The following is a 24,900-nucleotide window of genomic DNA, read 5'->3' as shown; positions in this document are numbered from 1 at the left end:
AATGGAGCCATGTTCCTCAAATCCTTGTGCCTAGAGAATTTCCGCAACTACTCCGAGCTGGAGCTGGTCTTCGATCGGCACAAGACCATCTTTCTCGGGGACAACGCCCAGGGCAAGACCAACTTGCTCGAGGCGATCGCCATCCTGGCCACGGGCAGCTCGCCTTTCACCAGCAAGGATCAGGAGCTGATCCGCTGGCACCAGGACGCCGCGATCATCCGCTCGGTTTCCGAGCGCGAGGTGGGCCCCACCGCCATCGACATTCTCTTCAAGGCCAACGGCCGCCGCGCCGTGCGGGTGGACGGCGCTTACCAGCGTCGGGTCTCGGACCTGCTGGGCCGGGTCATGGTCGTATTGTTCGCGGCCAACGACCTGCAACTGGTCAAGGGTGCTCCCGCCGATCGCCGTCGCTACCTGGACGGCATCCTCATGCAGCTGGCGCCCACCTACTACCAGGCCCTGCACCACTACAACCGGGTCCTGACCCAGCGCAACAACGTCCTGCGCCAGATCGCGGAAGGCGGCTCGGCCGATCAGCTCTCCATCTGGGACGAGCAACTCGCCCACTACGCCGTCCTCTTGTGGCACAAGCGCGAGGAGCTCATCGAGAAGCTGACGCCGCGCGCGGTCCACTGGCACCGCGAGATCGCGAAGGGCAACGAGGAGCTGGGCATTCGGCTGGTCCCCTCGGTGGACTTGCAGGGCCGCGACTACGAGACGGCCTTCCTCTCGGAGCTGCGAGAAAACCGCGCCAAGGAGATTGCCCGCGGCCAGACCCTGAGCGGCCCGCACCGGGACGATCTGGCGCTGAGCATCGACGGGTACGACGCGCGAGCCTACGCCTCCCAGGGCCAGCAGCGTACGGTGGTGCTCGCGCTCAAGCTCTCGGAGCTGGACGTGTTCCGGCAGGATCTGGACGAGCCGCCCCTCTTGCTGCTCGACGACGTGCTCGCCGAGCTCGACATCCGGCGCCAGAACGCGCTCTTGGCGGCGATCGGCCCCGACGTCCAGACCTTCGTCACCAGCACCCACCTCAGCGACTTCACCGCCGCCTGGATCGACGAGGCCGCCATCTTCTCGGTCCATCGCGGGGTGGTGAAGCCTTTCGTAAAGGCGTTTTAGCGCCCCTGACGAAACTTTTCGGCGATCCCTTCCTACTGGCTCGCTTGCTTCCGATCTAGAGTCGATAGGCTTGCAGGAGCGAGGAGGGGGTGTGCCATGATCGCATTGCAGGGTGACTGGGACGCGGGCTACGCCATCCATACCTACAACCAGCCCGACGGTGCCCGGACCCTTCTAGGCGAGGCGATCTATCGCTACCAGTACCGTAAGCAGTGGTACCTGGTCGATAGCCTGGCGCGCTGGGCGCAGGCCTTCATCCTGGCGACCCCCGAGATCAAGGACATCGACCTCCTGGTGCCGGTGCCTTCGAGCCGGGTGCTCTCCGATTACGATCCCTCGTCGCTCCTGGTGGACTGGATCAGCCAGCTGACCAACATCCCGCGGGCCATCGGCATCCTCAACCGCTACGGCCTCATCTCCGAGTACTCGGAGCGCTCGGTGGACGGCTCGCGCGGGGGCATGAACGTGATCAGCCCCGACGCGGTCAAGGAGAAGCGAATCCTCCTGATCGACGGGATCTACTGCTCGGGCAGCACCCTCGAGGCTGCTTCTCGCGCCCTGCGCAAGGGCAGCGTCACCTCGGTCACGGCCCTGGTCTTCACCAAGATCGATCGGCACTCGCTGGACTCCTACGGCTTCGCGCAGTACGACCAGGGAGGCGATTAGCACGCCTATCCGCCCCCTTCTTCGAGCTGGCGTCGCTGGCCGAAGGCTACCCCGAGCGCGAGTTTTTTCGGATGTGTTCGATGACCTTTACTTCGCTCTTTAAGATGGGTTAGCATGAAAGTCCTGAACGGCGAGAGGGGTTTTTCCTCGATTGCCATGCCAAGGGCCCCGCTTCCCCGGAAGCGGGGCCCTTGGCCTTTTTGGGGCGGCTTCGCCCACGGAAAAGGAGAGGGAGATGCGCGGATGGTTTGCGGCGTCGGGCCTGGCGGCGTCGGCGATGCTGGTCGCTTTGCCGGCTTTGGCGGCCGGGGGGCTCTCGACCCACGTGCTGGACACGACCGTTGGCAAGTCGGGAGCGGGGGTGAGGGTCGAGGTCTACTCCCTCGACGGGGGACGCAAGCTGCTCAAGCGCCTTGAGACGGATGCGGCCGGGCGAATCCGCGAGGTCCTCACCGAGAAGGAAATGAAGCCCGGTCGGTATGAGCTGGTCTTCGACATCGGGCGCTACTTCCGCGCCATGCCGGGGGCCGCCACGGCGTCGCGCGTGCCCTTTTTGGAGGAGGTGCCGGTGCGCTTCGGGATCGATCGCACCGACGAGCATTACCACGTGCCGATCCTGGTGACGCCTTTCTCGTATGCGATCTATCGCGGGAGCTAGGCCCGTCCCCACTGGGTGGTGGGCAGGGTGACGTAGAAGGTGCTGCCCGCTCCCGGGCGGCTGGTGAGCCCGAAGAGGCCGCTGTGGGAGGTGACGAGCTGCTTCACCTCGGCGAGCCCCATCCCTGCGCCCGCCGCGTCGTGCTGCCCGCGGAAGCCGGGCTCCTCGATGCGGGCCTGGTGCTCGATGGGGATGCCCGGGCCGGTGTTCGAGACGTAGAGGGTCGCCCAGCCGTCCGAGAGGGCGCACCATAGCTTGATGTGCGCCCCCTCGGGGGCGTACTTGTTGGCGTTGTCCAAGAGGTTCGCGAGCGTTTGCTCGAACAGCGCTTCGGCCATGGGGACCTGGACCCCCTCTTCGGCCTGCACCCACTCGAAGCGCTGGTTTCGGGCGGCAAAGCGAGGGGTGAAGCGTTCGCCCAGGGCATCGAGCATGGGGGCGATCGCCGTCAGGCCGCCGCGGGCTTCGCCCTGGGGGCTCTTGATGCGGTGGATCTTCTCCTTGAGGAAGTTCGAGATGAAGGTGATCTGGCGGTCGATGGCCGAGACCCCGTGCAGGATGGTGGGGTTGTCGGGGGCCGCCAGGGCGATCTCCTCGTTGACGAGGCTGATCGCCTGGGTCGCGTTCCGGAGATCATGGACGATCTGCCGGATCAAGGCCTCGCGCTCCTTGGCGATCTGCTCGGCGAGGATCTTCTCGGAGTAGATGGCGGCCTCGCGCTGGATGAGGCGCTGGTTCTCGATGGCCAGCGCGACGAGCTCCGCGATCCCGATCAGGAGCTCGTGGTCGTCCTCCTGGTGCTCGTGCTGGGGGTGGCGCCAGAGCAGCACCAGCACGCCGCTAGGGGTGCCCTGGTGCATGATCGGGATGGCCGAGCAGTAAGTGGTGGCGTCGGGCTGGAAGAAGGCGGCCTCGGGCGGGGTCATGGCCTCCTGGTCGAAGCGCAGCAGCGAGACCGGGCTGCCTTGGACGAGGGTGCGCGTTAGGAAGCTCTCGCCCTGGACCATGGGCCAGCGGGTCTCGGCATGGATGGGCTTGAGCTCGACGCTCGCCGAGAGGGTGAAGTGCCGCGCCCCGTCCACCAGGAAGAGCCCCGCGAAGTCGGGCTGCAAGAATTGCCAGGTTACGTCCACCGCGTCCTGGAGGACCGTCGGCAGGTCCAGATCCGAGCGCATGGCCTTGGCGACCTTGAGCAGGATCTCGGCGCGCTGGCGCAGCTTGACCTCGCGTTCGAGAGCCGAGGGGGCGGCGTCGGGCGAGGAGACGGAGCGGGGGGATATCAGGTGATCCATGCGGGCTTCTCCCTTTCCGCCTGATTCTATCGGGTCCGATCCAGGGAAACAAGGCGAGTCCTCGCCTTGACATGGTCTCTTGTCCCTTGCGATCATCGATTGGAATTGGAGTTTTATCAGGCGATGGCTTCTCTTATGCTTTTTGCCCGCGCTTTGCTGGTGCAACTGCTCGTGGGCGCCCCTTTCGGCATCTCGGACTTCTCGGCGGCGCTCGAGAAGACGCACCAGCCGCTTGTCGCGTGGCTGGTCGCCTACGCTTACGGCTGCTTCCGCGCGATCGGCGTGCCCTGGATGCTCGGGGGCTTCGTGATCGGGCTGAGCGAGCGGCCGGGACGTTTCCGGGCGATCGCCCTCTCGGCCCTGCCGGTGGCCCTCATCGCGGGGACCTACTTCGCCTGGGTGGCGGGGATGGAGCGCGGCCGGATGATCGGCGGGGTGGCCGCCCTGTGGCTGCTAGGAGAGATGGTAGGCTTGGTCGGCTATGGCCTGGGCCGGATCGCGCGCTCAGCCCGCGGAAAGAAGGAACCAATTTGATGGATGCCCTAAAGGCTCTCTCGCCGCTTGACGGGCGCTATGCCGCCAAGGTCGGCGCCCTCTCGGATTACTTCTCGGAGTTCGCCCTCAACCGCTACCGGGTCATGGTCGAGGTCGAGTACCTGATCGCGCTGCTGGGTGCCATCTACGGCACGGACGTGGGGCGGGTCTTCCCCGTGGATGCCTTCGATCGCCTGCGCGGGATCTATGCCGGCTTCTCGGAGGCGGATGCCCAGGCCATCAAGGCCATCGAGCGCAAAATCAACCACGACGTCAAGGCGGTCGAGTACTTCGTCAAGGACCGGCTCCGGGAGATCCCGGGCTTCGAGAACGAGATCGAGAAGGTCCACTTCGGCCTGACCTCGGAGGACACCAACAACCTGGCGTATGCCTGCATGCTGCGCGACGCCCTCCAGGACGTCATGCTCCCGGCGCTCGGCGAGGTACTCGCGGCCCTGATCGGCCTGGCGAAGAAAACCAAGTCCGTCCCCATGCTCGCGCGCACCCACGGGCAGCCGGCGAGCCCCACCACCGTGGGCAAGGAGCTCGCGGTCTTCCTGTCGCGCCTCGAAGGGGAGATCGCGGCTCTCAAGGACTTCCGCCTGTACGGCAAGCTCAACGGCGCCACCGGGACCTTCGGGGCGCTGGTGGCGGCCTATCCGAAGTTCGACTGGCTCGCCTTCGCCGGTCACTTCGTCTCGCAGCTGGACCTGGTGCCCAACCTGATCACCACCCAGATCGAGTCCCACGACCGGATCGCCGCGCTTTTCGACCAGCTGCGCCGGATCCACAACATCCTGCTCGACCTGGACCAGGACATGTGGCGCTACATCTCGGACGGCTACTTCCGCCAGAAGCCGGTGGCCGCCGAGGTCGGCTCGAGCACCATGCCCCACAAGGTCAACCCGATCGATTTCGAGAACAGCGAGGGCAACCTGGGCCTCGCCAATGCCCTCTTGGTCTTCATGGCCGAGAAGCTGCCCAAGAGCCGCCTGCAGCGCGACCTCTCCGATTCGACGGTGCTGCGGAACATGGGCGTGGCGTGGGGGTACGCCCTCTTGGCCTACCAGAGCACCGTCAAGGGTCTCAAGCGCCTGGCGGTGGATACCGAGAAGGTGGCGAACGAGCTCTCGAACCACCCCGAGGTACTCGCCGAGGCCATCCAGACCGTCCTGCGCGCCCAGGGTCACCCGGCTCCCTACGAGGCCCTCAAGGAGACGACCCGTGGCGAGGCGGTGACCATGGCGGTGCTGCACGAACTGCTCGATCGGCTCGAGATGGATGAGGCGACCCGCGCGCGCCTCAAGGCCATGACCCCCGAGGGCTACACCGGCTATGCCGAGCGGCTCGCGGAGATCGGGATCGCCGCGAGCGAGAAGCTGCTCTTGGAGCTGCGCGGCTAACAGACGCTAGTCCCCGCCCCATTGGGGCGGGGACGTTATTTTGATGAGATCACGATGAGCGGATAGCCCAGCTGCTTCCACCGGGGCAGGCCACCCGCCAGGGCGTAGGCCTTGGGGTAGCCGTGCTGCTTGATCAGCTTGGCCGCCGCCACCAGGCTCAGGTGATCGTTGGGGCAGCTGCAATAGCAGATGATCGCGCGATCCTTGGGCAGCTTGTCGAGGTACTTTTCAAGCTCGTGGTTGGGGGCGCTGATCGCGCCGGCGATGTGCTCCTGCTCGTAGGGGCCCGCGCCTCGCACGTCCACCAGCAGCGCCCCTTCGAGCTTTTGGGCCTCCTCGACCGAGATCCGCGGCGCATCGAGCGCGGGGTCCGCCTCGGGCGAGAGCGGCGAGAAGAGGCCCATCACCGTCTTGATCACGGGTTCGGGCAGGCGAGTGAAGCCGTAGGCGCCCGCCAGGACGACCAGGGCGAGGCCGATTGCAAGGACCGGCTTGGGAAGCTGGTTTGACATGCCCCTTGGTATACCGCAGCGGGCGCCGATTGACAATCCCCCGCACGAAGGCTCACCATGAGGCCTCTGTTGCCCTGTTGACGGGTATTTCACCGTATTGGAGGTTCCGTAATGGATCGCGTGGCGGTCTTCATCGACGAGGGATATCTCAACAAGGCGCTCGATAACCTGGGGCGTCCCAAGCTGGACTACGGGCGCTTCATCCAGGCCATCAAGGGTGATCTGCCCCTGCTCAGGGCTTACTACTACTACTGCATGCCCTACCAGTCCCAGGTGCCGACCGATAGCGAGCGGGCCATGTTCCAGGGCAAGCAATCCTTCATCCGCTTCCTCTCGCGCCTGCCTCGCCTGGAGCTGCGCCAGGGCCGCCTCGCCAAGCGGGGCACCGAGTTCGTCCAGAAGCGCGTGGACATCATGCTCGCGGTCGATCTGGTGCGGCTTGCTTCCCTGGGGCAGATCCAGGAGGCGTACCTGGTGGCGGGCGACAGCGACCTGGTGCCCGCCATCAACCACGTCAAGGACGCCGGCGTCAGCGTCGGCCTCTACTTCGAGCCCGGCTCGGTCCACGACGAGCTGCTGGACGCCTGCGACGAGCTCCATCCCCTGAGCTGGGAGTTCGTGAGCGACTGCCTGCGCGATTGAGGTGTCCGAGGGCCGCAACGCGAGCGGCCTTCTGGGTTTTCACCTAAATTTAGGATGGCATTAGGCTGATCCTTACCGAATTAACGGCAATTTGACCGATAACGGCCATGGCGCCCTTCTTGCGGAGGATCCCATGGCCGTCTCGCTCTCCTCGATCAACCAGCAGCCCCGCCGCGTCGCGGCGGGCGGCGGCGCGCAGCCCGCCAACTGGCTGGCGGGTTCGCAGGGCGAGGCGCTTCTCAACTCGAGCAACATGCTTCGCGATACCTTCGTGCGCAGCTCGTCGGCCGTCTCCAACCTCGACAGCGCCGTCTCGAACGCGGCCACCCGACCCGTTTCCTTGGCGGACGCCTCACGGGATCTGGGCAACACCCTCAAGACCGTCGACAAGCTGGGCAAGGAGATGAACGTCGTCCTGGGCCGCAGCAACCAGGCCGCTACGGGTAAGGCTTTCGTCGGCATCACGACGGTGACCGACACCGCGGGCGCCTTCGCCGACCTCTCGCGCTCGCAGGCCGCCGCCGCCCGCGATCTCGCCGAGTTGCAGCGGGTGCTCGCCGATCCCAACGCGACCAGCGCCCTCAAGCTCGCTGCCACCGCCCGCGCCACCCAGAGCGCCTCGACCTACGTCCGCCACCAGCAGGGCGCCATCAACGCCATCAAGGCGGCGGATGCTCACTACCTCTCGAACCCGACCTACCAGCGCATGACCGCCGAGATGCGCGATTCGGGCATGATGCGCTTCCTGGGCAAGGTCGACGAGGTGCTGAGCCCCGGCGTGCTGAAGGCCGCCCAGGTGGCCGGTACCAGCGCGGGCCTCGTGCTCGGCGTCGTCGCCGTCCCCACGATGGTCAAGAGCGTCGGCACCACCTACGACCGCCTCCGGGACACCCTGGCGGACGACAACGCCACCCGGGACCAGAAGATCGATGCGATCGCGGACCTGTCGCGCGCGACCGCCGGCACCATCCAGGGCGTGGAGGGCGTGCGCCTCTCGCTGACGAGCCTGGGCGAGCTCGCCGCAAACAGCCGTCTCTTCGGCGGGGTCATGGGCCGCTTGCAGGGCGTGGGCGCCCTCGCCAAGGCGGGCTCGTGGTTCACCCGCTTCATGCGCGTGCTCTCGCCGGTGGCGGACGTGGGGATGTTGATCGCTGACGGGGTCAAGCTCAAGCACGTCTTCTCGGATGCGAACGCGACCGGCTGGGACAAGGCCCGGGCGATCCTGAACGTGGGCCTCGACGGCCTCAAGCTCGCCACCTGGCTCATCCCCGGTACCGCCGCCCTGCGCACGGCCTACATCGGTGCTTCCTTCCTCCAGCTGGGCCTTGCGGCCTACGATTTCGGCCACTCGATGGGCCCCACCCTGAAGAAGGTGGGCTCGGCCGCGGTCAACACCGTCCTGCACCCGGTCCAGACGGCTCGGGCCGCGGGCAACGCCCTCGGCGAGGGCATGCTCTACGTCTCGAACAAGGTCTACGGCGCGGCCGAGCTCCTGGAGCGCGCGGTGCTGCATCCGGTCGAGACGGCCAAGGACGTGGGCGAGGCGGCGTCGGGCGCGATCGCCAAGGTCCGCGAGGTGGGCGGCGTGTTCCGAGACTCGGCGGCGGTGGTGAAGGCCCAGCCCTAAGAGCATCTAAAGCCGAGGGTCCGGACGTTTAGATTTATTTGGCTTCCCGGGCGAATGGGACGGGTACATAGCCCGTGTCCCCCCGTCCGAAGGAAGGAGCAGCCCACCTTATGAACCTGTTCTTGAGCGAGAAGGCCCGCGCCAACGCTTACCTGGCGTCGATCATGCTGGTCTCGCTCGTGGTGCGCGCCCTGATCGGTCTGGTCCGGCCCGAGCTCGGCCTCGCCGAGACGGCCCTCATCGGCTTGACGACGATGCTGCTCGCAGGCCCCGCCCTCTACCGCATGCTCTTCGACGCGCCGCTCATCAAGCCCGAGAAGCGTCTGCCCTACGTGACGATCTCGGCCTGTGCCTGCGGCATGTTCCTCTACTTCATCGCCCTCCATGCCTGATCCCCATCCCTTCCTGCTGGGTCTGATCGGCCACCCTCTGGGCCACACCCTCTCGCCGCGCCTGCACCGGGCGGCCCTCGCCCATGCGGGGCTCGATGGGGTCTACCTGCCCCTGCCGACGACGAGCGAGCACGTGGCCGATGCCGTGAAGGCCATGCGGGCATGGCGGATCCGGGGGCTCAACGTCACCATCCCCCACAAGGAGGCGGTGATTCCCTTCCTCGACGGCCTCACCCCGCGCGCTTCGCGGGTGGGGGCGGTCAACACCCTCTTCTGGGAGGGGGATCGCCTCGTGGGCGACAACACCGACACGGCGGGCTTCGCGGCCCTGATCGAAGGGATCCCCGTCGAGGACCGGCAGGTGCTGGTGCTGGGGGCGGGGGGCTCGGCCCGCGCGGTCGCGGACGTCCTCGGCGCGCAGGGCGCGGCTGAGGTCTGCTTTGTGGTCCGCCGAGCAGGAGCTGCAGGCGAGCTGGTGGAGAGCTTCGGGAAGGCCTTTCCAAAGACCCGCTACCGCGAGTGCGCCTGGGAGGCTGTCGCCGAGCCTCTGCGCGAGGCTTCGCTCTTGGTCAACACCACCCCCGTGGGCATGCACCCCGAGGGCGATCGCAGCCCCCTGAGCGCCGAGCAGGTCGCGCTCCTGCCCGCGCACGCGGCGGTGGTCGATCTGATCTATCGCCCCGCGACGACGCGTCTACTGGCGGAGGCCCATGCCCGGGGCCTCACGGCGCGCAACGGCCTGGTCATGCTCATGGCCCAGGCGGCGGAGGCTTTCGAGCGCTGGACCGGCGAGCGCGTTCCCCTGCCGGTCTGGGAAGGGGCGCTGGATAGCGCCTCCTCGGAGGCCTAGAAAGCGCTGCTTTGGTGAATCGGAGTATAATGGGGAGCCGTTCATGACCCAATCCAAGGGATATTCCGTGGAAACCATCTTCCTTCACTACCCCGAGCTCGCGCTCGGACGCCCCGCCACCCCCTCGGTCGTCGCGATCGGGATGTTCGATGGGATCCATCAGGGGCACCGGGCCGTCATCGCCCAAGCCAAGGCGATCGCCGCGCGCGAGGGCCTGCCCTGCGTCGTCTTCACCTTCGTCGGCCACCCCCGCGCGGTGCTGCGCCCCGATTACCCGGTGCCGCTGCTCACGACCTGGGAAGAGAAGCAGGCCCTCCTGGCCGAGCTCGGCGTGGACCTCGTGATCGGCGCCCACTTCACCCCGGCCTTCTCGGCGATCGACGCCCGCGAGTTCATCCGCCGCATCCTGGCCGAGCAGCTCGCGGCGCGCCACGTGGTGGTCGGCTACAACTTCGCCTTCGGGCATCAGCAGTCGGGCAATGTCGATACCCTGCAGGCCCTCGGCCCCGACCACGGCTTCGCCGTGACGGTCGTGCCGCCCTGCACCGACGACGGCGCCCCCGTCTCCAGCTCGCGGATCCGCAAGCTGCTCGCCACTGGCCACGTGGAGGAGGCGAACCGGCTCTTGGGCCGCGCCTACACCCTCTCGGGCCTCGTGGTGAAGGGGGATCAGCGCGGGCGCCTCCTGGGCTTCCCGACCGCCAACGTGGCGGCCGATCCGCAGAAGCTTCTGCCCGCCTACGGCGTCTACGCGGGGCATGCCCGCTGGGACGGCCACTCGAACCCCTGCGTGGTCAACCTGGGGATGCGCCCCACCTTCGATCCGCCCCAGCTGCGCATCGAGGCGCACCTGCTCGACTACGCGGGCGACCTCTACGATCGGACCATGACCCTGGAGCTGACCCATCGGCTGCGCCCCGAGCAGGCTTTCAAGTCGATCGACGCGCTGGTTGCCCAGATCCGCGCGGACGTGGCCCGGGCGGGCGAGTTGCTCCAGGGAGCCGGAGTCCCGCATTCCTAACAGGAGCCGCAGGCGACGATCTCTGGTATGATCTCCCGAGGAACCTATCGCTAGGGAGTTCATACCGTGATGTTACGCAACCTCATGGAAGACCAGGTCGAAGCCGTCCTGAGCGAGCTGCTTCTTCGGTCACCGAGTGCCTGTGCTTGCGATCGCTGCCGCATCGACATGATGGCCTTCGCCCTCAACAATTTGCCCCCGCGCTACGTCGTGGACGAGTCGGGGGCCCTGGGGGGCTATCTCGAGGCCACCACGGCCTCCTTGCGAGCGGATGTGGAGTACTGCGTTTCCTGGGCGATCCAGATGATCAGCGCCCGTCCCCGTCATGCCCGCGCGCGCGGTGTGCTGAAAGTGCTCGGGGATTAGCTCGGCAGCACCCGCATGACCTGGTGCAGACAGGGACCGCAGTTGCTCTGTAGCATTCGGTAGCCCCGCGTCTCGGCGAGGGCCCCGATGGGGGCCGGCATGGCACCCCCTACGTTCGCCACGATCACGCTCAGCCCTTCGGGCAGGTGCATCAGCGCCTCGGGGCTCTCTTCGGCGTGTCGGAAGTAGAGGATCGCATCGGGGGCATGGCGGGCGATCGCCTCGGCGTCCAGGGTGCGCACGCTGGTGACGGCGTAGCCCTGCTGCTCCAAGTCGAGCCGGGTGGCGCGGCCCCAGGCGGTGGGGTCCATCCTCAACAGGATCTTGGCCTTGTCGGCCTTTCTCGGGAGTGAAGCGCTGGAGCGCCCTCCACAGGGGATCGGCTCGACCTTCGCGGTGCGCATCGCTGGCATTCATGTCCTCCTGGGCGATCCATACCCCCGGCCTGTGGGGCGAAACGGAGCGAGCGGGGCGTTTTACAGCCCCGGTTGCCCTTGCTAGACTGGATGTAGCACCCCTTTTCCAGCGAGGAATCGTCATGCAAGGTCGTCGAATCAAGGTAGGGACCCGGGGGAGCGCGCTCGCGCTCTGGCAAGCGAACTGGGTCATCCGTCGCCTCTGCGAGGTGGCTCCGGAGGTCTCGTGCGATATCGAGATCATCCGCACCGAGGGCGATCGCCGCCAGGACGTGCCGCTCGCGGCCGTGGGCTTGCAGGGGGTCTTCGTGGCGGAGCTGGAAGCGGCTCTTTCCGAGGGCAAGGTCGACATCGCCGTCCACTCGGGCAAGGACATGCCGAGCTCGGTGCCCGACCACCTCATGCTCGGGGCCTTCATGCCCCGCGAGGATGCCCACGACGTGATCGTGTCCTTGAAACACGGCTCGATCCACGACCTGCCCGATGGCGCCCGCATCGGCACGGGCAGCATCCGGCGCGTGTCCCAGCTCAAGCACCACAATCCCACCTGGCGCTTCGAGGACCTGCGGGGCAACCTGGACACCCGACTCGCCAAGCTGGAGCACCAGGACTTGGATGCGATCGTGCTGGCGGCGGCGGGCTTGATCCGCCTCGGCTGGGAGGAGCGCATCACCGCCCGTATCCCCATGGGTGTCTGCTTGCCGGCGGTCTCGCAGGGGGCGGTAGCCGTCGAGCTGCGCGCGGATGACGCCGAGCTCGCCGCACTGGTCGCTCGCCTGGACGATGCGTCCACCCGCGCGGCGGTGGTGGCCGAGCGCGCTCTGCTCCGCACCATGCAGGGTGGCTGCCAGGCTCCCATCGGGGCCCATGGCCGTCTCTTTGGGGATCATCTACAGCTGGAGGGCGTGGTGGCGGCTCCGGACGGCTCGCGCCTCATCCGCCGCACCATGGAAGGCCCCATGGCCAAGGCCGAGGCGCTGGGCGAAGCCCTGGGCCGGGAGCTGATGGAGCTTGGCGGGCGCGAGTTGCTCGCCATGCGCTCGCTCTAAGTGAAACCCCTTGCTGGTCGCCGGGTCCTGGTGACCCGGCCCCGAGAGCAGGCGGACGAGCTCGTCGTGGGCCTCGAGGCCCTGGGGGCCGAGGTGCGGGTGATGCCGACCATCGCGATCGCCCCGCCCGAGGACTGGAGCGCGCTCGATGCGGCGCTCGAACGGCTTGAGACCTACGACTGGGCGACCTTCACCAGCGTGAACACGGCGCAGGCTTTCTTCGGGCGCTTGCGCGAACGCGGCAAGGAGGCCTTGCCCGCGTCGCTGCGCCTGGCGGCGGTGGGCGATCGCACGGCCGAGGCCATGGCGGCCGAGGGCCATCCGGCGCACCTGGTGGCGAAGGTGGCGACCGCCGTGGGCCTCGCGGCGGCCATGCGCGCCGAGGAGGACCTGCACGGCAAGCGAGTGCTCTTCCCGCGGGGCGATCGCGCCCGGGAGACGCTCACGGTCCTGTTGCGCGAGGCTGGGGCCCAGGTGGAGGATCCGGTCGTGTACCGGACGCTCGCTGGGATGGATGGGGCCTCGATCGAGGCCCTGCGCGAGCTCCTCGCCAAGGACGCGCCCGATTGGATCGCCCTGACCAGCCCTTCGACCTGGGTCGAGTTGCTCGCGGCGATCGCGCCCGAGCAGGTGCCCTCGAAGGTGCGGCTCGCGGCGATCGGGCCCTCGACGGCGAAGGCGATCCGCGAGAGCGGGTACGACGTCGGCTGCGAAGCCCAGGAGCCGGGCCTGCCGGGCTTGATCGAGGCGATCGCCCAGGCGGTTTGAGCCTACCCCTTTAGAGGTGCTCTTCGAACCACTCGCAGGCGGCGGTTGCGGTCGGCTGGTGGAAGAGCAGGGTCAGGTGGTTCTTGCGCGGGATGGTGACCAGGTCCGCCGGCCCGGGCAGGGCGTTGAGCAACTGGTACGCGGTCTCCATGGGCACCACGTTGTCCCACTCGCCGTGGATCAGGCGCGTCGGGATGGGGGTGAGCTGCGCGGCCTTGCCGAGCGGGTCGAGTGCCTCGATCAGCTTGCCTACCGATTCGTAGCACTCTCGATCCAGCAGGGAATACGTCTCTTCCTCGCTGAAGCGCACCGGGTTCATCAGGACGCCGAGCAGGTGATCGACCGAGGCCTCGGTGAGCGTCGGCATGACGGTCGGATGCAGCAGGCCCAGGGCCTCCTGGAGGCGCGATCGCTCGGAGAAGTCGACCCGCAGCGGGGTGGCCATGAGGACCATGGCCTTGAGCCAGGGGGCTTCGACCGCCGCGTTCAGCCCCATGACGCTGCCCAGGCTCATGCCCAGGTAGCCGATCCGGTCGGGATCGACCCCATCGAGCTTTCGAAGGTGGGCGAGGACGCAGGGGACGCAGCCGAGACACGAGGGGTAGCCGAGCGGCCTGGGGTTGTCGCCGTGGCCGTCCAGCTCGAAGGTCATGACGGTGATGCCACGCGAGAGCAGGGTCTCGATCAGGCGATAGTTGGGAAGCAGCAGATCCGCCCCCGTCCCATGGCCGAACAAGACTGCCTGGCCGCTCGCCGCCTTGGGGCGGAAGACCATGCCAGGGATTCGGCAGTCGCCAGGCGTGAGGACGAGGTGCTCGGTGGTGTGAGGGTCGTCGGGTCCTGGGGTGACGAGGCGGCGTGTGGGATCCAGGTCGTAGTGGAACGTGCTAGCTAGCGTCGTGGCGAGCCACCGATAAGGATTGAATCCCTTCTCGATCGTCTGCGCGTTCATGCTCCGATTATAGGACGGAGCAGGGGCGATGCAACGCTCTAGCGAGCGGTATCCGCGACGCGGGGCCGCATGGGCCTGGGTTTGTTGCTCGTGTCGTCGTCGCTGGAGGTCGGCACGCGACCGCAACCGACGGTCAGACCGCTGAGGGTCAAGGTGACGAGGATCAGGCTGAGCACTTTGCGACGGGACATGGGCAGGCCTCCATGGGATCGGGCGAAGGATCGCGTGGTTAGGCATGCTATCGTCAAGACGCCGTAAAGGCTGACGTAAATTGTCGTAAAGGGCATGGCGGCCCGCGTTGACGCCTCGCCCCATGGCTGCCAGACTGACGGGATGGACGCCGCGAACCTGACAACCGTCATCCGCCAGAGCCGGCAACTGCTCGCCCAGGTCAACAACGTGGGCGAGAGCGGCCAGTGGGACGACCTTTACACGGTTCTAGACTACCTCTCCTTCGCCTTCTCCCAGGCGTACCCGACCCTGCCCTGCAAGGCGGGCTGCAGCCATTGCTGCGAGGAGATCCTTTTTCGGGTGTCGGCGCCGGAGTGGCAGGCGATCGCGCGCCACCTGGATGCGACCCTGACCCCCGAGGCCCGGGTCGCTGTCCAGGAGCAGGTCCGCGTCGCGTACGAGCCTCATCGCGCCCAGCTGGAGGCATTGGCCGCCTTCTGGGCCGATTCGGATTTCGGCGAGCAGGGTGCTCCGCACGAGGGGCTACCGGTACGCTGTGCCTTCCTCGACGGGGAGGGCAGGTGCGGGGTGTACGAGGTGAGGCCGGTGGTCTGCCGTGCCTATGGAAGCTTCGGGGTGACCCTTGCCAAGCAACCGACCATGCTGATCTGCCAGACATTCGGCCCGGGCTTCATCGAGGAGCTGACGGTACTCGGGAGCGAGACTCTGACCATGGCGCCGGTCGAGCCGTTCTACCAGCGCCTGAAGGAGCTTGCGCCCGATGCCGAGGTGGCGCCGATGCCGCTGTGGTTGCTGCGCTGGGCCGCATAATCTGTCGATGTGATGTGACCGCTGATTCCGCCTTTGGCGCCGTGTCGTCGCCGACCGGCGCCTGTTTAGCTTTCGAGTCCGAGGTCTTCGGGCTTCAGGTTGGTCAGGTGATTGGCCACGAGCTCCTTGTCGAGCTTGAAGTACTCGGCGAAGCGTGGGGTGGTCTTGAGGTTGAAGGAGCGGCCCTGGGGGATCTTCTCGATCAGGCCCTGCTCCAGCAGCTCCTTGAGGTGGTCGTAGGCACTGGAGCCTCGCAGCTGGATCAGGTCCGTCTGGAGGATCGGCTGCTTGGCGGCGACCAGGGACAGGGTCCTGAGCGCGCCCTGGCTGAGCTCCATGGGCACGATCTGCTCGACCACCTTGGAGTAGCGCGCCTTGACCGCGAGCATCCAGCCGGCTTCGGACTGGTCGATCTCGAGGGCGGAGTCCTCGCGGCTCTCGTAGTCGGCGATCAGGAAGTTCACCGCGTTCTGCAGCTTGCGCTTGCCCTCGCCCGTCAGCTCCACCAGCTCGTCCAGCGAGAGGGGCTTGTTGGTCGCGAAGAGGGCGGCTTCGACGTGGGGCTTGAGGTCTTGAGCGGTGAGCTCGGCGTAGCCTTTACGCCGCGCGGTCTTGGCCATGGGAGACTGTCTCCTCCGGATGGATCGTGACTTCCTGATAGAAATCGTCTTGGTGGAGCGTGATCTTACCACGCGAATCGAGGAAGAGCAGCGCCAAGAAGGCACCACGCGGATCGGGGCATTGATCGAGCACGCCCGCGAGGGTGAGGATGCCGCTGTCGGCGAGCCACTCGCTCAGGAGGGTCGTGAGGTGCTCGATGTCGCCCTCCACGTCCTCTTCGTGGGTCATGTTGATGACGTTCTGGCGGTGCTCCTCGGGGGTCGCCCGGCTGCGCCGCATGGCGTTGTCGTTCTGGAGGGCGCCCTCGCGCTCCAGGGCTTCCAGGCGCTGCAGCTCGGCGATCAGCTCGACCAGGGTGGTGGCGCGCTTGCGGGGCTGCTTGGCGCTGTTGCGGCGGGCGATCGCCCGGTCCAGGATGTTGATCGGAGCCCGGACGACCAGCTGGTCGCCGTCGTCCTCGTAGTCCACCGTATCGTCGCCGAAGAGGTCCTCGACCTCCTCTTCCTCCTCTAGGGCTTCGCTCTTGAGGCGCAGGAGGACCGCCGCGTAGAAGAGGGCCCGGCCCGAGAGGCGCAGGTCCGTCTCCTTGGTCACGTCGAGGGTCTTGAGGTACTTGTCGGTCACGTCGACCACGTCGATGTGCCAGGGGTCGATCTGGCCGGACTTGGCGAGATCGACCAGGATCTCGATCCCCTTGTTGTTCGACGTGACGATGTCAAAGGGAGTGACCTCGGGCTGATTCGTATCCTCTAGCTCCATTTGACCCCCAGGACGCGCGTGGCGCCGTCGGTACGCGCCGAGATGCCGATGGTCTGGTCCGAGCGCTCCAGCATGGGGCGCCGGTGCGAGATGACGATGCACTGGGCGTGCGTCGTCTGCTTCTGGATCATGATGGCGAGGCGCTCGGCGTTGACCCCGTCCAGGGCCGCGTCCACCTCGTCGAAGGCGTAGAAGGGGGCGGGCATGTAGCGCTGGAACGAGAAGAGGAAGGCGAGGGCCGTCAGCGACTTCTCGCCGCCGCTCATGGCCTCCAGGCGCTGCATCTTCTTGTCCTTGGGCTGCGCGCGGATGATGAGGCCCCCGTCGAAGGGGTCCTCCGGGTTTTCGAGGTGCAGGTGGCCCGTGCCCGCGGCGAGCTCGGCGAAGATCTCGGAGAAGTTGGTCGCCATCTGGTCGTAGGCCTTCATGAAGCTGGCCTTCTTCTGGGCGGCGATCTCTTCGATGCGGGTGAGGATGGTCAGGCGCTCCTCGCGGAGCTTGGCGACCTTCTCCTGGAGGTCGGCCTGGCGCGCGGCCTCGCGGTCGAAGGACTCGATGGCGAGCATGTTGACGGGCTCCATGTCGCGCATGCGGCCTTCGAGGCGGACGATCTGGCGCTTGAGCTCTTCGGTGGACTGCTCGGCGGGCGGCTCCTTGGGCGGCTCGATGCCGTTGAGCCAGAGGTCGTCCTCCATGGCCTGGAGCTGGGGCTGGAGGGTCGCGATCTGCTCGCGGGTGGCCGCCACCCCTTCGAGAAGGCGCTCCAGCTCGCGCTCGCGATCGCTGACCTTGCGCTCGGCGACGCGGACCTCTTCGGCCTTGCGCTCGCGCTCGAGCTGGAGGCTGCCGATGCGATCGCGCAGGGCGTCGCGCTGGCGCTCCAGGGCGCTGAGCTTGTCCTGGCAGGCCTTGAGGGTCTCCTCGCTGTTCGCGATCTTCTGGTCGATGGTGACGAACTCTTCCTTGCGGCGGTCCACCTCGGCCTGGACTTGCTGGATCGCCTCGGTGCTGCTCGTGACCTCGAGCTGGATGCCCTTGAGTTCGTGCTCGCAGTTGTTGATCAGGCCTTCCAGCCGCTTGACGTTGAAGTCGTGGCTGTTGACCAGGCTCGAGAGCTCGGCGACCCGCTCGTTGTCGAGCAGCTCGTCGATGTCCGAGATCTCGAGCTCCAGCTGGTTCTGCCGGTCCTCGATGACGAACAACTGTTCCTGGAGCTTTTCGAGGCGCTCCTCGATGCCCTCGGACTCGGATTCCTCGATGGTGATCTGGCTTTCGAGGGCGAGGATCTGGTCGCGCAGGGTCTGGAGCCGGCGGGTGCGGTCCTGGAGCTCGAACTGCTTGCCGCGGATCTGGTCCTGCCAGTGGCGCTGCTGCTCTTTGGCCTTCTCGGCGTCCTGGGCGATGGCCTCCATGACGGCCTTCTGGTGGGCGAGCTTGGAGACGGCCGCATCGAAGGCGCGCTTGGCCTCTTCGAGGTCCTTGGCGAGGCTCGCGGTGAAGCGCAGGCCCGAGCCCTTGCCGTCCGAGCCGCCGGTCATGGCGCCCGAGCGCTCCAGCAGGTCGCCTTCGAGGGTGACCATGCGGAAGCGTCCGATGTGTGGACGAGCGCTCGCCATGTCGCGGACCACCAGGGTCTCGCCGAAGGCGAAGTGGAAGGCGGCGGCGTACTTGGCGTCGAACTTGACCAGGTTGACCGCGTACCCGATGAAGCCGGGCTCGCCGGTGGGCACCAGGCGCCGGGGCGGATTGAGCTTGTTGAGGGGCAGGAAGGTGGCGCGGCCCGCCCGGTTGCTCTTGAGGATCTCGATCCCTCGGGAGGCGACGCTGTCGTCGTCCACCACGACGTTGCGCAGCTTGGCGCCGGCCGCGATCTCGAGGGCCTGGGTGTACTGGGGATCCACCTCGCCCAGCTGCGCCAGGGTGCCGTGCACGCCGCGCAGGCCGGCCGAGAGGACCGCCTCGACGGCCCGGCCGAAGGAGCCCTCGCCCGCCGCCTTGAAGGTGGCATCGGCGCGGAAGTAGGCATCACGGGCCTTGTCGGTGGCATGGCTCAGCTGCTCGACCGAGGCCTGGGCCTGGGCGTAGCGGCTCGCGATGTGGGCGCGCTCCTTCTCGTAGTCCTGGATGCTCTCTTGGTAGTCGGCGACCTCGGCAGTAAGCTCGCCGGCTTCCTTTTCGAGGCCCTTGATCGCCTCGCGGTGGGTCTCGAGCTCGGTCTTCCAGGCTTCAAGCTTATCGCCCGAGCGGTGGCTGGTGTCCTCGATGCGGACCTTCTCGCGCCACAGCTCGTTGTACTTGTCCTTGACCTCGTTGAGCTCGCGGCGCAGCTCGGTGCCCTTCTTGGCGGTGTCCTCGTTGGTCGCGTAGAGGGCGGAGAGCTCTTCGTGGGCCTCTTGCCAGGTCTTCTGGGCGCCGCTCAGGTCCTCCTGGTGGCGCTGCTTGCGCTCGTTGGCTTCGGTCTGCCGGTGGGCGAGATCCTCGAGCTTGGCGCGGTGGCGCTCGACATTTTCGAGGTCGCGGAGGTTGAGGCGCTCCTGCTCGAACTTCTGCTGGTGGAGGTACTCGCGGCCGCTGCGCTCGCGCTCGATCTGGCCCTTGGTCTCTTCGAGCTGGGCCTGCAGGCTGAGCAGCTCGTCTTCGCCCTTCTGCTGGATCTGGGAGGAGAGCTCGGCGTATTCGGCCTGGCGGGCGGCGACCACGGCCTTGGCCTCGTCGATGGTGGCCTGGATGGTGCCCTGGCGCTCGTCGGCGGCGGAGACCACGTCGAGCAGGCCCGCGATCTTCTGGCGCATGTCCCAGGCGATCGAGAGCTTGGTGAGGGCTTCGAGGCGATCGCGCTCGGCGCGGATGGTCTGGTACTTGAGGGCGTGGTCGCGCTCGCTCTGGAGCTGGACCAGGCGCTCGGCGATCTCGCCCAGGATGAGGGCGCTCTTGTCCTCTTGCTCGTTGACCTTGTCGAGCTCCTTGGTGGCGAGGTTGACGCGGTTATCGAACTCGGCCACGCCCGCGATCTCGTCGATGATCTTGCGGCGCTCGGTGGGGGTCATGGTCACGATGCGGGTGACGTCCCCCTGCATGACGACGTTGTAGCCGTTGGGGCTGACGTTGTGCATGGCGAGCGTGTCGTGCAGCTCGGTGAGGGTGCAGGCCTTGCCGTTGAGGTAGTAGGTGCTCTGGTAGCCGTTGTCGCTCTCGCGCAGGCGGCGGGCGACCTCGATCACCTCGGCTTCGGTCTCGCCGCCGAAGCGGATGGTGACCTTGGCCTCGCGGCGGCTGTTGTTGATGTTGATGAGGTCGGTGAGCTTCTCGGCGCGCATGGTGCGCGAGTTGGAGAGACCCAGGCAGAACAGGACCGAGTCGATGATGTTGCTCTTGCCTGAGCCGTTGGGGCCGCTGATGGCCGTGAAGCCCGCCAAGAACGGGATCTTGGTGGGCTTGCCGAAGCTCTTGAAGTTGTCGATCTCGATTTCTTTGATGCGCATGCCGGCCTCGGGATCGCTTCAATCCCGCCCCTTGGCAGGATTTCGGCGGCGCGAATATACCATTTTATCGCGCCTAGGGCTGTGGCGCCGCGCACGGGTGTGAAATTTTACAAAGGGAGCAGGTTAGAGGGGGATAGGTCGGTTCAAACCAGCGCCGTGTGGCTATAGGGATCGAGCATCAGGCGGCTCCCTCGCGGGGCACCGGCCTTCACCGGTTTCGCGGTGGGGATCGGCGTCGGGAGAGGCTTCCGGGTCTTGGCCGGGGGCGGGGTCTTGCGAGGGGCATCGACCTGGAGGGCAACACCACCGCAGCCCCAGGCGAAGAAGATCAGGGCGAGGGGCACGACGAGGTTGAGGAGATAATGCAGCCAGTATGTGCGCATTTGAGCCTCCTTCGTTTCTTGTTTAATATGGATAATATATTTCGTTTTTATGGCAAAATCAACCTGAAAGACCAGATGTCGCGCTTGTCTTGAGCCGCAGGGAGGCGAAGGGGTATGATGCAGGGATGTTGCCTATTCTGCTTGTTGCTGCTACCGCATCGATCGCTCCGGCTCTGCCGGATCTGGCTGCGCGCCTGGTTGCCGATGGCTATGAGAACGTGGCTGTCGAGACCAAGGACGATCGCACCGTCGTGTTCTTCGAGGATCGGCGATCGCTCGATGCCAACGACGGGCTTGCGCAGGTCGCCCGGATGGCGGCCGAGGTGGCTCCGACTGGCGGAACGGTACAGCTCGTGCCCCTGAGAGAGCGGCTGCCGATCCTCGGGGTTTCCTTTCCAGTGGACGGCTATCGTGCCTTCATCAGCCGGCAAGCTTCCGAAGAGAGCTTCGGCTCGCAACTCGCCTACGATTGGGCGCCGCCCTCTCCGCCCGCTGCGCTGGAGAACTCATCCACCTGGCGTCCGGAGTTGGCCATCACGCCTGGTTACTTCTTTTCCGATCACCTGAAGGGGTTCATCAACAACACCTTCCGCACCCAGATCGCTCCTGGCTGGCACGCATTGGGGCGCTTGCAGGTGCAGTTCTATCCCACCTGGGACGCCTACCCGACCTTCATGCTGCTGGGCGGCCATCGTCCCTTGGCCCCTGGGCTTGCTGCCGCGTGGTCCATTGGGCGCTGGGACGCCGAGCGTTACGGGGCCCAAGGCGAGCTTGCGGGCTTGCTGGGCACCGGTGCCTGGCGCTGGAACCTGCGCACGACGCTCGTCACCTCGCAGGCGCCGTCGGCCGTGGCGGGCCTGGAGTACCGCTTGCCATGGGCGGATACCTACGTGCGAGGGGACGGCGGAGTCTATCCGGCCGGGGACCGGGCGGTGTCCTTTGTCTTCGGACGCCTGTTCCCGCGCTCGGCGGTCGAGCTGGGTTACTACCGCAGTGATTTCGGCAACCAGTTGAGGGCGAGTCTCTCCACTTACCTGGGGCCAGGGCGGCGTCCCGATCCGCGTCCCTTCCGGGTTGAGGCCCCCGGCTGGTTCGAGGTGGATTACCGGGCGACGGCGCCGCGCGGAGCGACCATTCTCTGGCCCGAGCCTGAGGCGGGAGCGGGATGGTATCGCCTGACGCCCGATTACATCCGACGTCACCTGGGGGCCTGGCGCTAGCGGGCCCCTTTGGATTGGAGGACAGCGGGGATGGTCTTGAAGAGGATCTTGAAGTCGAGCCAGAGGGACCACTCCCGGATGTAGGAGAGATCGAGGCGGACCACCTCTTCGAAGTCGGTGATGTCGCTGCGGCCAGAGACCTGCCACATGCCGGTGAGGCCCGGCAGGACCTCAAGCCTTTGGCGATGGTGGGGGCTGTATTGTTCGACCTCGCGGGGCAGGGGCGGGCGCGGCCCGACCAGGCTCATCTCGCCGCGCAAGACGTTGATGAGCTGGGGTAGTTCGTCCAGGCTGGTGCGGCGCAGGAGGCGGCCCAGGCGGGTCACCCGCGGATCGCGGTCCAGCTTGAACATGAGGGTGTCCTTGCGCTCGTTGAGGTGGATGATCTTCTCGAGCTCGGCTTCGGCGTTCACCCGCATGCTGCGGAACTTGTACATCCAGAAGGTCCGGCCCTTGACGGTCACGCGTTGCTGCTTGAACAGGATGGGGCCGGGCGAGTCGAGCTTGATCGCAAGGGCGACGAGGAGCAGGAACGGGCTGAGCAGGATGAGGCCGAGGGTGGTCGCCGTGACGTCGAAGAAGCGCTTGAGCGCGAACTGCGAGATGCGCAGGCGCGGCTGGACCACTTCGAGCACTCCGTGGCCGTTGTGCGTCTGAAGGGCGATGGGGTTGGCGGTGGTCGTGAAGCCCGAGAGGGCGACCCGCATGGGCACGCCGAACTTCATACAGGTTTCGAGGACGGCCTCGCGCTCCTTGATGGGGATGTCCTCGACCAAGAGGACCTCGTGTACGTGATGGCGCTCGAGGAGGGCCTCCAGGTGGTTGAGGCCTCCCATGTAGCCGTTGTGCATGGGGGCGGGGAGGTGGCCCGGGTAGATCTGTCCCAGCAGGTGGTAGGAGGGGCGCTTGAGGCGCTGGAAGAGCGTGACGGCTTGCGCGTCTTTCCCGATGACCAGGCTGTGGCTCAGGGCGAAGCCACCCATGCGCAGCGCGTTCAGCAGGTGATCGATGCCGATCCGGCCGAGGGCGACCAGGACGAAGCTGAAGGCCCAGAGCAGCACGAGGAAGCTGGGGTGGGCGTGGGGCGGGTAGATGCGGCTGCCCACGTACAGGGTCAGTGCGGCCAGCGAGACCCCCTTCAAGATGGCGCGGAGGTTCCGCCGCCGATCACCCGCTCCGTAAAGCCCGACCTGCGAAAAGAGCAGGGCCTGGATGACCCAGAAGATGGGGAAGAGCCGGAGGCGCTGCGCGAGATCGAGGCTCGGCGGTCCGAACCAGGCGACGAGGAGCGTGGATCGCACCGCATGGGCGATGGCGACCGAGGCGGCGAGCAGCCCCATGTCGAGGAGGATCAGGATCGCGGCGCGAAGCCTGCGATAAAGAGTGCCTGAGAACCGCCTCGGCAGTTTGGTCGAGGTGGGGTGGCGGATGTCTTCCTTTAGCAGGGAGTTCATCGGTTAGGGATCCTTGGCCGGTGGGTGCAAAGGATCGATACCCATCCGGACCGCTATCCTATGCGCTCCCTTGCTTAGGGGGAGGTAGTGGTAATTGCCGATATTATTTATTTTGAATGATATTATATAATGAAATATTCCTGGAAAGCGCTTGCTGCAATGACTTTAGGCTGAGCGAAGCGTCGTGGTTTCGTGATGAGTCCGTGAGGAAGCGCGCTTGGATGAATCCTTCTCCCCGGACGCGGGAAAGAACTGCGAGGCACCGGCCACGCGGGGCTGATTGATTGAGGGGGCGTCGACGTGTCAACCAACACGCTGCAAAATCTGCCGTCCGTCGCTCCCGCGCCGATCATTGTGCTCGCGCCGCCCCTGCATGCGTCTTTGCAGGGCCGCGCTCGCTTTTTCAAGCGGGCCATTGACGTGGTCGGAGCCCTCTGTGCGCTTGTACTGCTTGCCCCTGTACTGCTGCTGGTCGCGATCGCCATCAAGCTGGACTCGTCGGGGCCTGTGATCTTCCGCCAGCGTCGGGTGGGTCTGAACGGTCGCGAGTTCGACATGTACAAGTTCCGGTCCATGGCGCGGGACGCCGAGGCGCGCAAGGCCGAGTTGATGGCCTTGAACGAGGTCAAGGACGGCCCCATCTTCAAGATGAAGCACGATCCCCGGGTCACGCGGGTTGGCCGTTTCATCCGCCGTACCAGCTTGGATGAGTTTCCGCAGTTCGTGAATGTCCTGCTCGGTCAGATGAGCTTGGTCGGCCCTCGCCCCCCTGTGCCGGAAGAAGTCGCCCGCTACACCCCCGAGCAGTGGCAGCGCCTCTCGGTCATGCCGGGGGCCACGGGGCTCTGGCAGGTCAGCGGTCGGAGCGAGCTTTCCTCGTTCCGCTCAATGTTGGCTCTCGATCTCCAGTACATCAGGGGATGGTCCCTACGGCAGGATATTTTGATCTTGTTAAAGACAGTGAAGGTGATCCTGCGCATGGAAGGGGCCTGTTAGGCTAATACCCTTTGGTTTCAGGCCTTTCGGGGCGTGGTACAGTGGAGGCGGCTTGTTTGCCTCTGTGTTTTACAGAAAGGAAACTGTTTCAAAATGAAGAAGGTTCTTCTGGCGATCGCTGCTCTTTCGCTCGTGGTTGTGAGCCTGGCAGGTTGCCCCGCTACTGGTACCTCGGGCGAGAACAGCAGCACCGGCAACGGCGGCAGCACTTCCCAGTCCAAGTAGGCCTGGCGATACTTTCGGAAGGGCAGGCCTCGGAAGAGGCCTGCCCTTCAAGATGGAAGTAACCCCCGCTCATCACGTTAAATGCCATAATGGGAGCGGTACGCTTAATCCAGTCAATATGACGGTTTGAAGAGGAACAGAAACCCAAGAATGAAGCGAGCACTCATTACTGGCATTACCGGACAAGATGGCTCGTACCTGGCCGGGCTTCTGCTTTCCAAGGGCTACGAAGTCCACGGCATCAAGCGCCGCGCCTCGTCCTTCAACACCCAGAGAATCGACCACCTGTACCAGGACCCCCACGAGACCGAGCGCCGGTTCCACCTGCACTACGGCGACCTGACGGACTCGACCAACCTGATCCGGATCGTCCAGCAGGTCCAGCCCGACGAGATCTACAACCTCGCCGCCCAGAGCCACGTGGCCGTCTCCTTCGAGACCCCCGAGTACACGGCCAACGCCGACGCCATCGGCACCCTGCGCCTGCT

Annotated in this window: 27 protein-coding genes; 17 read left to right on the top strand and 10 right to left on the bottom strand. The window is 66.2% G+C overall.

Translation table 11 applies throughout. The features are described 5' to 3' along the window. Window positions 1-9 precede the first annotated feature (9 nt). The 3 genes from recF to uraH all read left to right on the top strand — a co-directional run bounded on the left by recF (window position 10) and on the right by uraH (window position 2,446). Window positions 10-1,122, top strand: a complete 1,113-nt coding sequence (recF, locus tag J7643_17475; protein ID MBO9542385.1) for a DNA replication/repair protein RecF — start codon at window positions 10-12, stop codon at window positions 1,120-1,122. A gap of 96 nt (window positions 1,123-1,218) precedes the next feature. Further along, entirely contained in the window at window positions 1,219-1,788 is a 570-nt protein-coding gene (locus J7643_17470; protein MBO9542384.1) for a ComF family protein, read from the top strand. Window positions 1,789-2,065: 277 nt separating this feature from the next. Continuing rightward, a complete protein-coding gene (gene uraH, locus J7643_17465; protein ID MBO9542383.1) occupies window positions 2,066-2,446 on the top strand; it encodes a hydroxyisourate hydrolase in 381 nt (126 codons plus the stop codon). On the opposite strand, the gene J7643_17460 is transcribed toward uraH, so the two are convergent. Further along, window positions 2,443-3,738 (bottom strand): HAMP domain-containing histidine kinase, encoded by a 1,296-nt coding sequence (locus J7643_17460; protein MBO9542382.1) that lies wholly within the window; start codon window positions 3,736-3,738, stop codon window positions 2,443-2,445. The two genes, uraH and J7643_17460, sit on opposite strands and share 4 nt — an antisense overlap. 135 nt (window positions 3,739-3,873) lie before the next feature. On the opposite strand from J7643_17460, the gene J7643_17455 reads away from it, so the two are divergent. Both J7643_17455 and purB read left to right on the top strand, forming a co-directional pair. Next, window positions 3,874-4,272, top strand: a complete 399-nt coding sequence (locus tag J7643_17455) for a hypothetical protein (protein ID MBO9542381.1) — start codon at window positions 3,874-3,876, stop codon at window positions 4,270-4,272. Then, window positions 4,272-5,675: an adenylosuccinate lyase gene (gene purB, locus J7643_17450; protein MBO9542380.1), complete on the top strand. Its 1,404-nt coding sequence runs from the start codon at window positions 4,272-4,274 to the stop codon at window positions 5,673-5,675. The genes J7643_17455 and purB overlap by 1 nt, the downstream gene beginning before the upstream one ends. Before the next feature lie 35 nt (window positions 5,676-5,710). Here the strand turns inward: purB and J7643_17445 are convergent, their stop codons facing one another. Beyond that, a complete protein-coding gene (locus J7643_17445) occupies window positions 5,711-6,187 on the bottom strand; it encodes a rhodanese-like domain-containing protein (GenBank protein MBO9542379.1) in 477 nt (158 codons plus the stop codon). Window positions 6,188-6,298: 111 nt separating this feature from the next. Between J7643_17445 and J7643_17440 the strand changes: the two genes are divergently transcribed. From J7643_17440 to J7643_17415, 6 genes are all read left to right on the top strand, one after another. After that, window positions 6,299-6,829 carry an NYN domain-containing protein gene (locus tag J7643_17440; protein ID MBO9542378.1) on the top strand — a complete coding sequence of 177 codons (531 nt, stop codon included), beginning with the start codon at window positions 6,299-6,301 and terminating at the stop codon, window positions 6,827-6,829. Between the two features lie 133 nt (window positions 6,830-6,962). Next, window positions 6,963-8,456: a hypothetical protein gene (locus J7643_17435; GenBank protein MBO9542377.1), complete on the top strand. Its 1,494-nt coding sequence runs from the start codon at window positions 6,963-6,965 to the stop codon at window positions 8,454-8,456. Between the two features lie 110 nt (window positions 8,457-8,566). Further along, window positions 8,567-8,848: a hypothetical protein gene (locus J7643_17430; protein MBO9542376.1), complete on the top strand. Its 282-nt coding sequence runs from the start codon at window positions 8,567-8,569 to the stop codon at window positions 8,846-8,848. Continuing rightward, on the top strand, window positions 8,841-9,698 hold the full coding sequence (gene aroE / locus J7643_17425) for a shikimate dehydrogenase (protein MBO9542375.1): 858 nt from the start codon (window positions 8,841-8,843) through the stop codon (window positions 9,696-9,698). Before J7643_17430 ends, aroE begins: the two co-directional genes overlap by 8 nt. A 43-nt stretch (window positions 9,699-9,741) precedes the next feature. Then, a complete protein-coding gene (locus J7643_17420) occupies window positions 9,742-10,719 on the top strand; it encodes a bifunctional riboflavin kinase/FAD synthetase (protein MBO9542374.1) in 978 nt (325 codons plus the stop codon). A 69-nt stretch (window positions 10,720-10,788) separates the two neighbouring features. Continuing rightward, window positions 10,789-11,085 carry a late competence development ComFB family protein gene (locus J7643_17415; GenBank protein ID MBO9542373.1) on the top strand — a complete coding sequence of 99 codons (297 nt, stop codon included), beginning with the start codon at window positions 10,789-10,791 and terminating at the stop codon, window positions 11,083-11,085. Here J7643_17415 and J7643_17410 read toward each other — a convergent pair. After that, window positions 11,082-11,498 carry a hypothetical protein gene (locus J7643_17410; protein MBO9542372.1) on the bottom strand — a complete coding sequence of 139 codons (417 nt, stop codon included), beginning with the start codon at window positions 11,496-11,498 and terminating at the stop codon, window positions 11,082-11,084. The genes J7643_17415 and J7643_17410 overlap by 4 nt on opposite strands. Window positions 11,499-11,623: 125 nt before the next feature. On the opposite strand from J7643_17410, the gene hemC reads away from it, so the two are divergent. Next, complete coding sequence (gene hemC / locus J7643_17405) at window positions 11,624-12,550, top strand: hydroxymethylbilane synthase (protein ID MBO9542371.1); 927 nt, start codon at window positions 11,624-11,626, stop codon at window positions 12,548-12,550. Continuing rightward, on the top strand, window positions 12,551-13,318 hold the full coding sequence (locus J7643_17400) for a uroporphyrinogen-III synthase (protein MBO9542370.1): 768 nt from the start codon (window positions 12,551-12,553) through the stop codon (window positions 13,316-13,318). Between the two features lie 10 nt (window positions 13,319-13,328). Here J7643_17400 and J7643_17395 read toward each other — a convergent pair whose 3' ends face one another. Further along, window positions 13,329-14,270, bottom strand: a complete 942-nt coding sequence (locus tag J7643_17395; GenBank protein ID MBO9542369.1) for an alpha/beta hydrolase — start codon at window positions 14,268-14,270, stop codon at window positions 13,329-13,331. 38 nt (window positions 14,271-14,308) lie between these two features. Further along, window positions 14,309-14,461: a hypothetical protein gene (locus J7643_17390; GenBank protein MBO9542368.1), complete on the bottom strand. Its 153-nt coding sequence runs from the start codon at window positions 14,459-14,461 to the stop codon at window positions 14,309-14,311. Between the two features lie 94 nt (window positions 14,462-14,555). On the opposite strand from J7643_17390, the gene J7643_17385 reads away from it, so the two are divergent. Further along, window positions 14,556-15,272 carry a YkgJ family cysteine cluster protein gene (locus J7643_17385; protein MBO9542367.1) on the top strand — a complete coding sequence of 239 codons (717 nt, stop codon included), beginning with the start codon at window positions 14,556-14,558 and terminating at the stop codon, window positions 15,270-15,272. Between the two features lie 65 nt (window positions 15,273-15,337). On the opposite strand, the gene scpB is transcribed toward J7643_17385, so the two are convergent. The 4 genes from scpB to J7643_17365 all read right to left on the bottom strand — a co-directional run bounded on the left by scpB (window position 15,338) and on the right by J7643_17365 (window position 20,517). Further along, window positions 15,338-15,892, bottom strand: a complete 555-nt coding sequence (scpB, locus tag J7643_17380; GenBank protein MBO9542366.1) for an SMC-Scp complex subunit ScpB — start codon at window positions 15,890-15,892, stop codon at window positions 15,338-15,340. Then, the gene (locus tag J7643_17375; protein ID MBO9542365.1) at window positions 15,870-16,652 is read right to left on the bottom strand and encodes a segregation/condensation protein A; all 783 of its coding nucleotides are present in this window, start codon (window positions 16,650-16,652) and stop codon (window positions 15,870-15,872) included. The genes scpB and J7643_17375 overlap by 23 nt, the downstream gene beginning before the upstream one ends. Then, window positions 16,643-20,134: a chromosome segregation protein SMC gene (smc, locus tag J7643_17370; GenBank protein ID MBO9542364.1), complete on the bottom strand. Its 3,492-nt coding sequence runs from the start codon at window positions 20,132-20,134 to the stop codon at window positions 16,643-16,645. The genes J7643_17375 and smc overlap by 10 nt, the downstream gene beginning before the upstream one ends. A 143-nt stretch (window positions 20,135-20,277) precedes the next feature. Next, complete coding sequence (locus J7643_17365) at window positions 20,278-20,517, bottom strand: hypothetical protein (protein MBO9542363.1); 240 nt, start codon at window positions 20,515-20,517, stop codon at window positions 20,278-20,280. Between the two features lie 125 nt (window positions 20,518-20,642). Between J7643_17365 and J7643_17360 the strand changes: the two genes are divergently transcribed. Beyond that, window positions 20,643-21,737, top strand: coding sequence for a hypothetical protein (locus J7643_17360; protein MBO9542362.1), 1,095 nt, complete (start codon window positions 20,643-20,645; stop codon window positions 21,735-21,737). Here the strand turns inward: J7643_17360 and J7643_17355 are convergent. After that, the gene (locus tag J7643_17355) at window positions 21,734-23,191 is read right to left on the bottom strand and encodes a sugar transferase (GenBank protein ID MBO9542361.1); all 1,458 of its coding nucleotides are present in this window, start codon (window positions 23,189-23,191) and stop codon (window positions 21,734-21,736) included. The two genes, J7643_17360 and J7643_17355, sit on opposite strands and share 4 nt — an antisense overlap. A gap of 300 nt (window positions 23,192-23,491) precedes the next feature. Between J7643_17355 and J7643_17350 the strand changes: the two genes are divergently transcribed. Then, on the top strand, window positions 23,492-24,187 hold the full coding sequence (locus tag J7643_17350; GenBank protein ID MBO9542360.1) for an exopolysaccharide biosynthesis polyprenyl glycosylphosphotransferase: 696 nt from the start codon (window positions 23,492-23,494) through the stop codon (window positions 24,185-24,187). A gap of 375 nt (window positions 24,188-24,562) precedes the next feature. Then, window positions 24,563-24,900 (top strand): GDP-mannose 4,6-dehydratase (locus J7643_17345; GenBank protein ID MBO9542359.1); only part of this gene is annotated, 338 nt, incomplete at its 3' end.

The sequence above is a fragment of the bacterium genome, assembly GCA_017744355.1.
Classification (GTDB): domain Bacteria; phylum Cyanobacteriota; class Sericytochromatia; order S15B-MN24; family UBA4093; genus JAGIBK01.
This window is presented reverse-complemented; position numbering and strand designations above follow the sequence as displayed.

What these genes read in the sequence shown, in the direction of transcription:
- hemC (MBO9542371.1), top strand. Translation starts at nt 11,624, where the DNA reads ATGCAAGGTCGTCGAATCAAGGTAGGGACCCGGGGGAGCGCGCTCGCG.
- scpB (MBO9542366.1), bottom strand. Translation starts at nt 15,892, where the DNA reads ATGGCCAAGACCGCGCGGCGTAAAGGCTACGCCGAGCTCACCGCTCAA.
- J7643_17460 (MBO9542382.1), bottom strand. Translation starts at nt 3,738, where the DNA reads ATGGATCACCTGATATCCCCCCGCTCCGTCTCCTCGCCCGACGCCGCC.
- J7643_17365 (MBO9542363.1), bottom strand. Translation starts at nt 20,517, where the DNA reads ATGCGCACATACTGGCTGCATTATCTCCTCAACCTCGTCGTGCCCCTC.
- recF (MBO9542385.1), top strand. Translation starts at nt 10, where the DNA reads ATGTTCCTCAAATCCTTGTGCCTAGAGAATTTCCGCAACTACTCCGAG.
- uraH (MBO9542383.1), top strand. Translation starts at nt 2,066, where the DNA reads ATGCTGGTCGCTTTGCCGGCTTTGGCGGCCGGGGGGCTCTCGACCCAC.
- smc (MBO9542364.1), bottom strand. Translation starts at nt 20,134, where the DNA reads ATGCGCATCAAAGAAATCGAGATCGACAACTTCAAGAGCTTCGGCAAG.
- J7643_17445 (MBO9542379.1), bottom strand. Translation starts at nt 6,187, where the DNA reads ATGTCAAACCAGCTTCCCAAGCCGGTCCTTGCAATCGGCCTCGCCCTG.
- J7643_17455 (MBO9542381.1), top strand. Translation starts at nt 3,874, where the DNA reads ATGCTTTTTGCCCGCGCTTTGCTGGTGCAACTGCTCGTGGGCGCCCCT.
- J7643_17430 (MBO9542376.1), top strand. Translation starts at nt 8,567, where the DNA reads ATGAACCTGTTCTTGAGCGAGAAGGCCCGCGCCAACGCTTACCTGGCG.
- J7643_17375 (MBO9542365.1), bottom strand. Translation starts at nt 16,652, where the DNA reads ATGGAGCTAGAGGATACGAATCAGCCCGAGGTCACTCCCTTTGACATC.
- J7643_17440 (MBO9542378.1), top strand. Translation starts at nt 6,299, where the DNA reads ATGGATCGCGTGGCGGTCTTCATCGACGAGGGATATCTCAACAAGGCG.
- J7643_17395 (MBO9542369.1), bottom strand. Translation starts at nt 14,270, where the DNA reads ATGAACGCGCAGACGATCGAGAAGGGATTCAATCCTTATCGGTGGCTC.
- J7643_17410 (MBO9542372.1), bottom strand. Translation starts at nt 11,498, where the DNA reads ATGCCAGCGATGCGCACCGCGAAGGTCGAGCCGATCCCCTGTGGAGGG.
- J7643_17360 (MBO9542362.1), top strand. Translation starts at nt 20,643, where the DNA reads ATGTTGCCTATTCTGCTTGTTGCTGCTACCGCATCGATCGCTCCGGCT.
- J7643_17470 (MBO9542384.1), top strand. Translation starts at nt 1,219, where the DNA reads ATGATCGCATTGCAGGGTGACTGGGACGCGGGCTACGCCATCCATACC.
- J7643_17435 (MBO9542377.1), top strand. Translation starts at nt 6,963, where the DNA reads ATGGCCGTCTCGCTCTCCTCGATCAACCAGCAGCCCCGCCGCGTCGCG.
- J7643_17390 (MBO9542368.1), bottom strand. Translation starts at nt 14,461, where the DNA reads ATGTCCCGTCGCAAAGTGCTCAGCCTGATCCTCGTCACCTTGACCCTC.
- aroE (MBO9542375.1), top strand. Translation starts at nt 8,841, where the DNA reads ATGCCTGATCCCCATCCCTTCCTGCTGGGTCTGATCGGCCACCCTCTG.
- purB (MBO9542380.1), top strand. Translation starts at nt 4,272, where the DNA reads ATGGATGCCCTAAAGGCTCTCTCGCCGCTTGACGGGCGCTATGCCGCC.
- J7643_17385 (MBO9542367.1), top strand. Translation starts at nt 14,556, where the DNA reads ATGGCGGCCCGCGTTGACGCCTCGCCCCATGGCTGCCAGACTGACGGG.
- J7643_17355 (MBO9542361.1), bottom strand. Translation starts at nt 23,191, where the DNA reads ATGAACTCCCTGCTAAAGGAAGACATCCGCCACCCCACCTCGACCAAA.
- J7643_17415 (MBO9542373.1), top strand. Translation starts at nt 10,789, where the DNA reads ATGTTACGCAACCTCATGGAAGACCAGGTCGAAGCCGTCCTGAGCGAG.
- J7643_17420 (MBO9542374.1), top strand. Translation starts at nt 9,742, where the DNA reads ATGACCCAATCCAAGGGATATTCCGTGGAAACCATCTTCCTTCACTAC.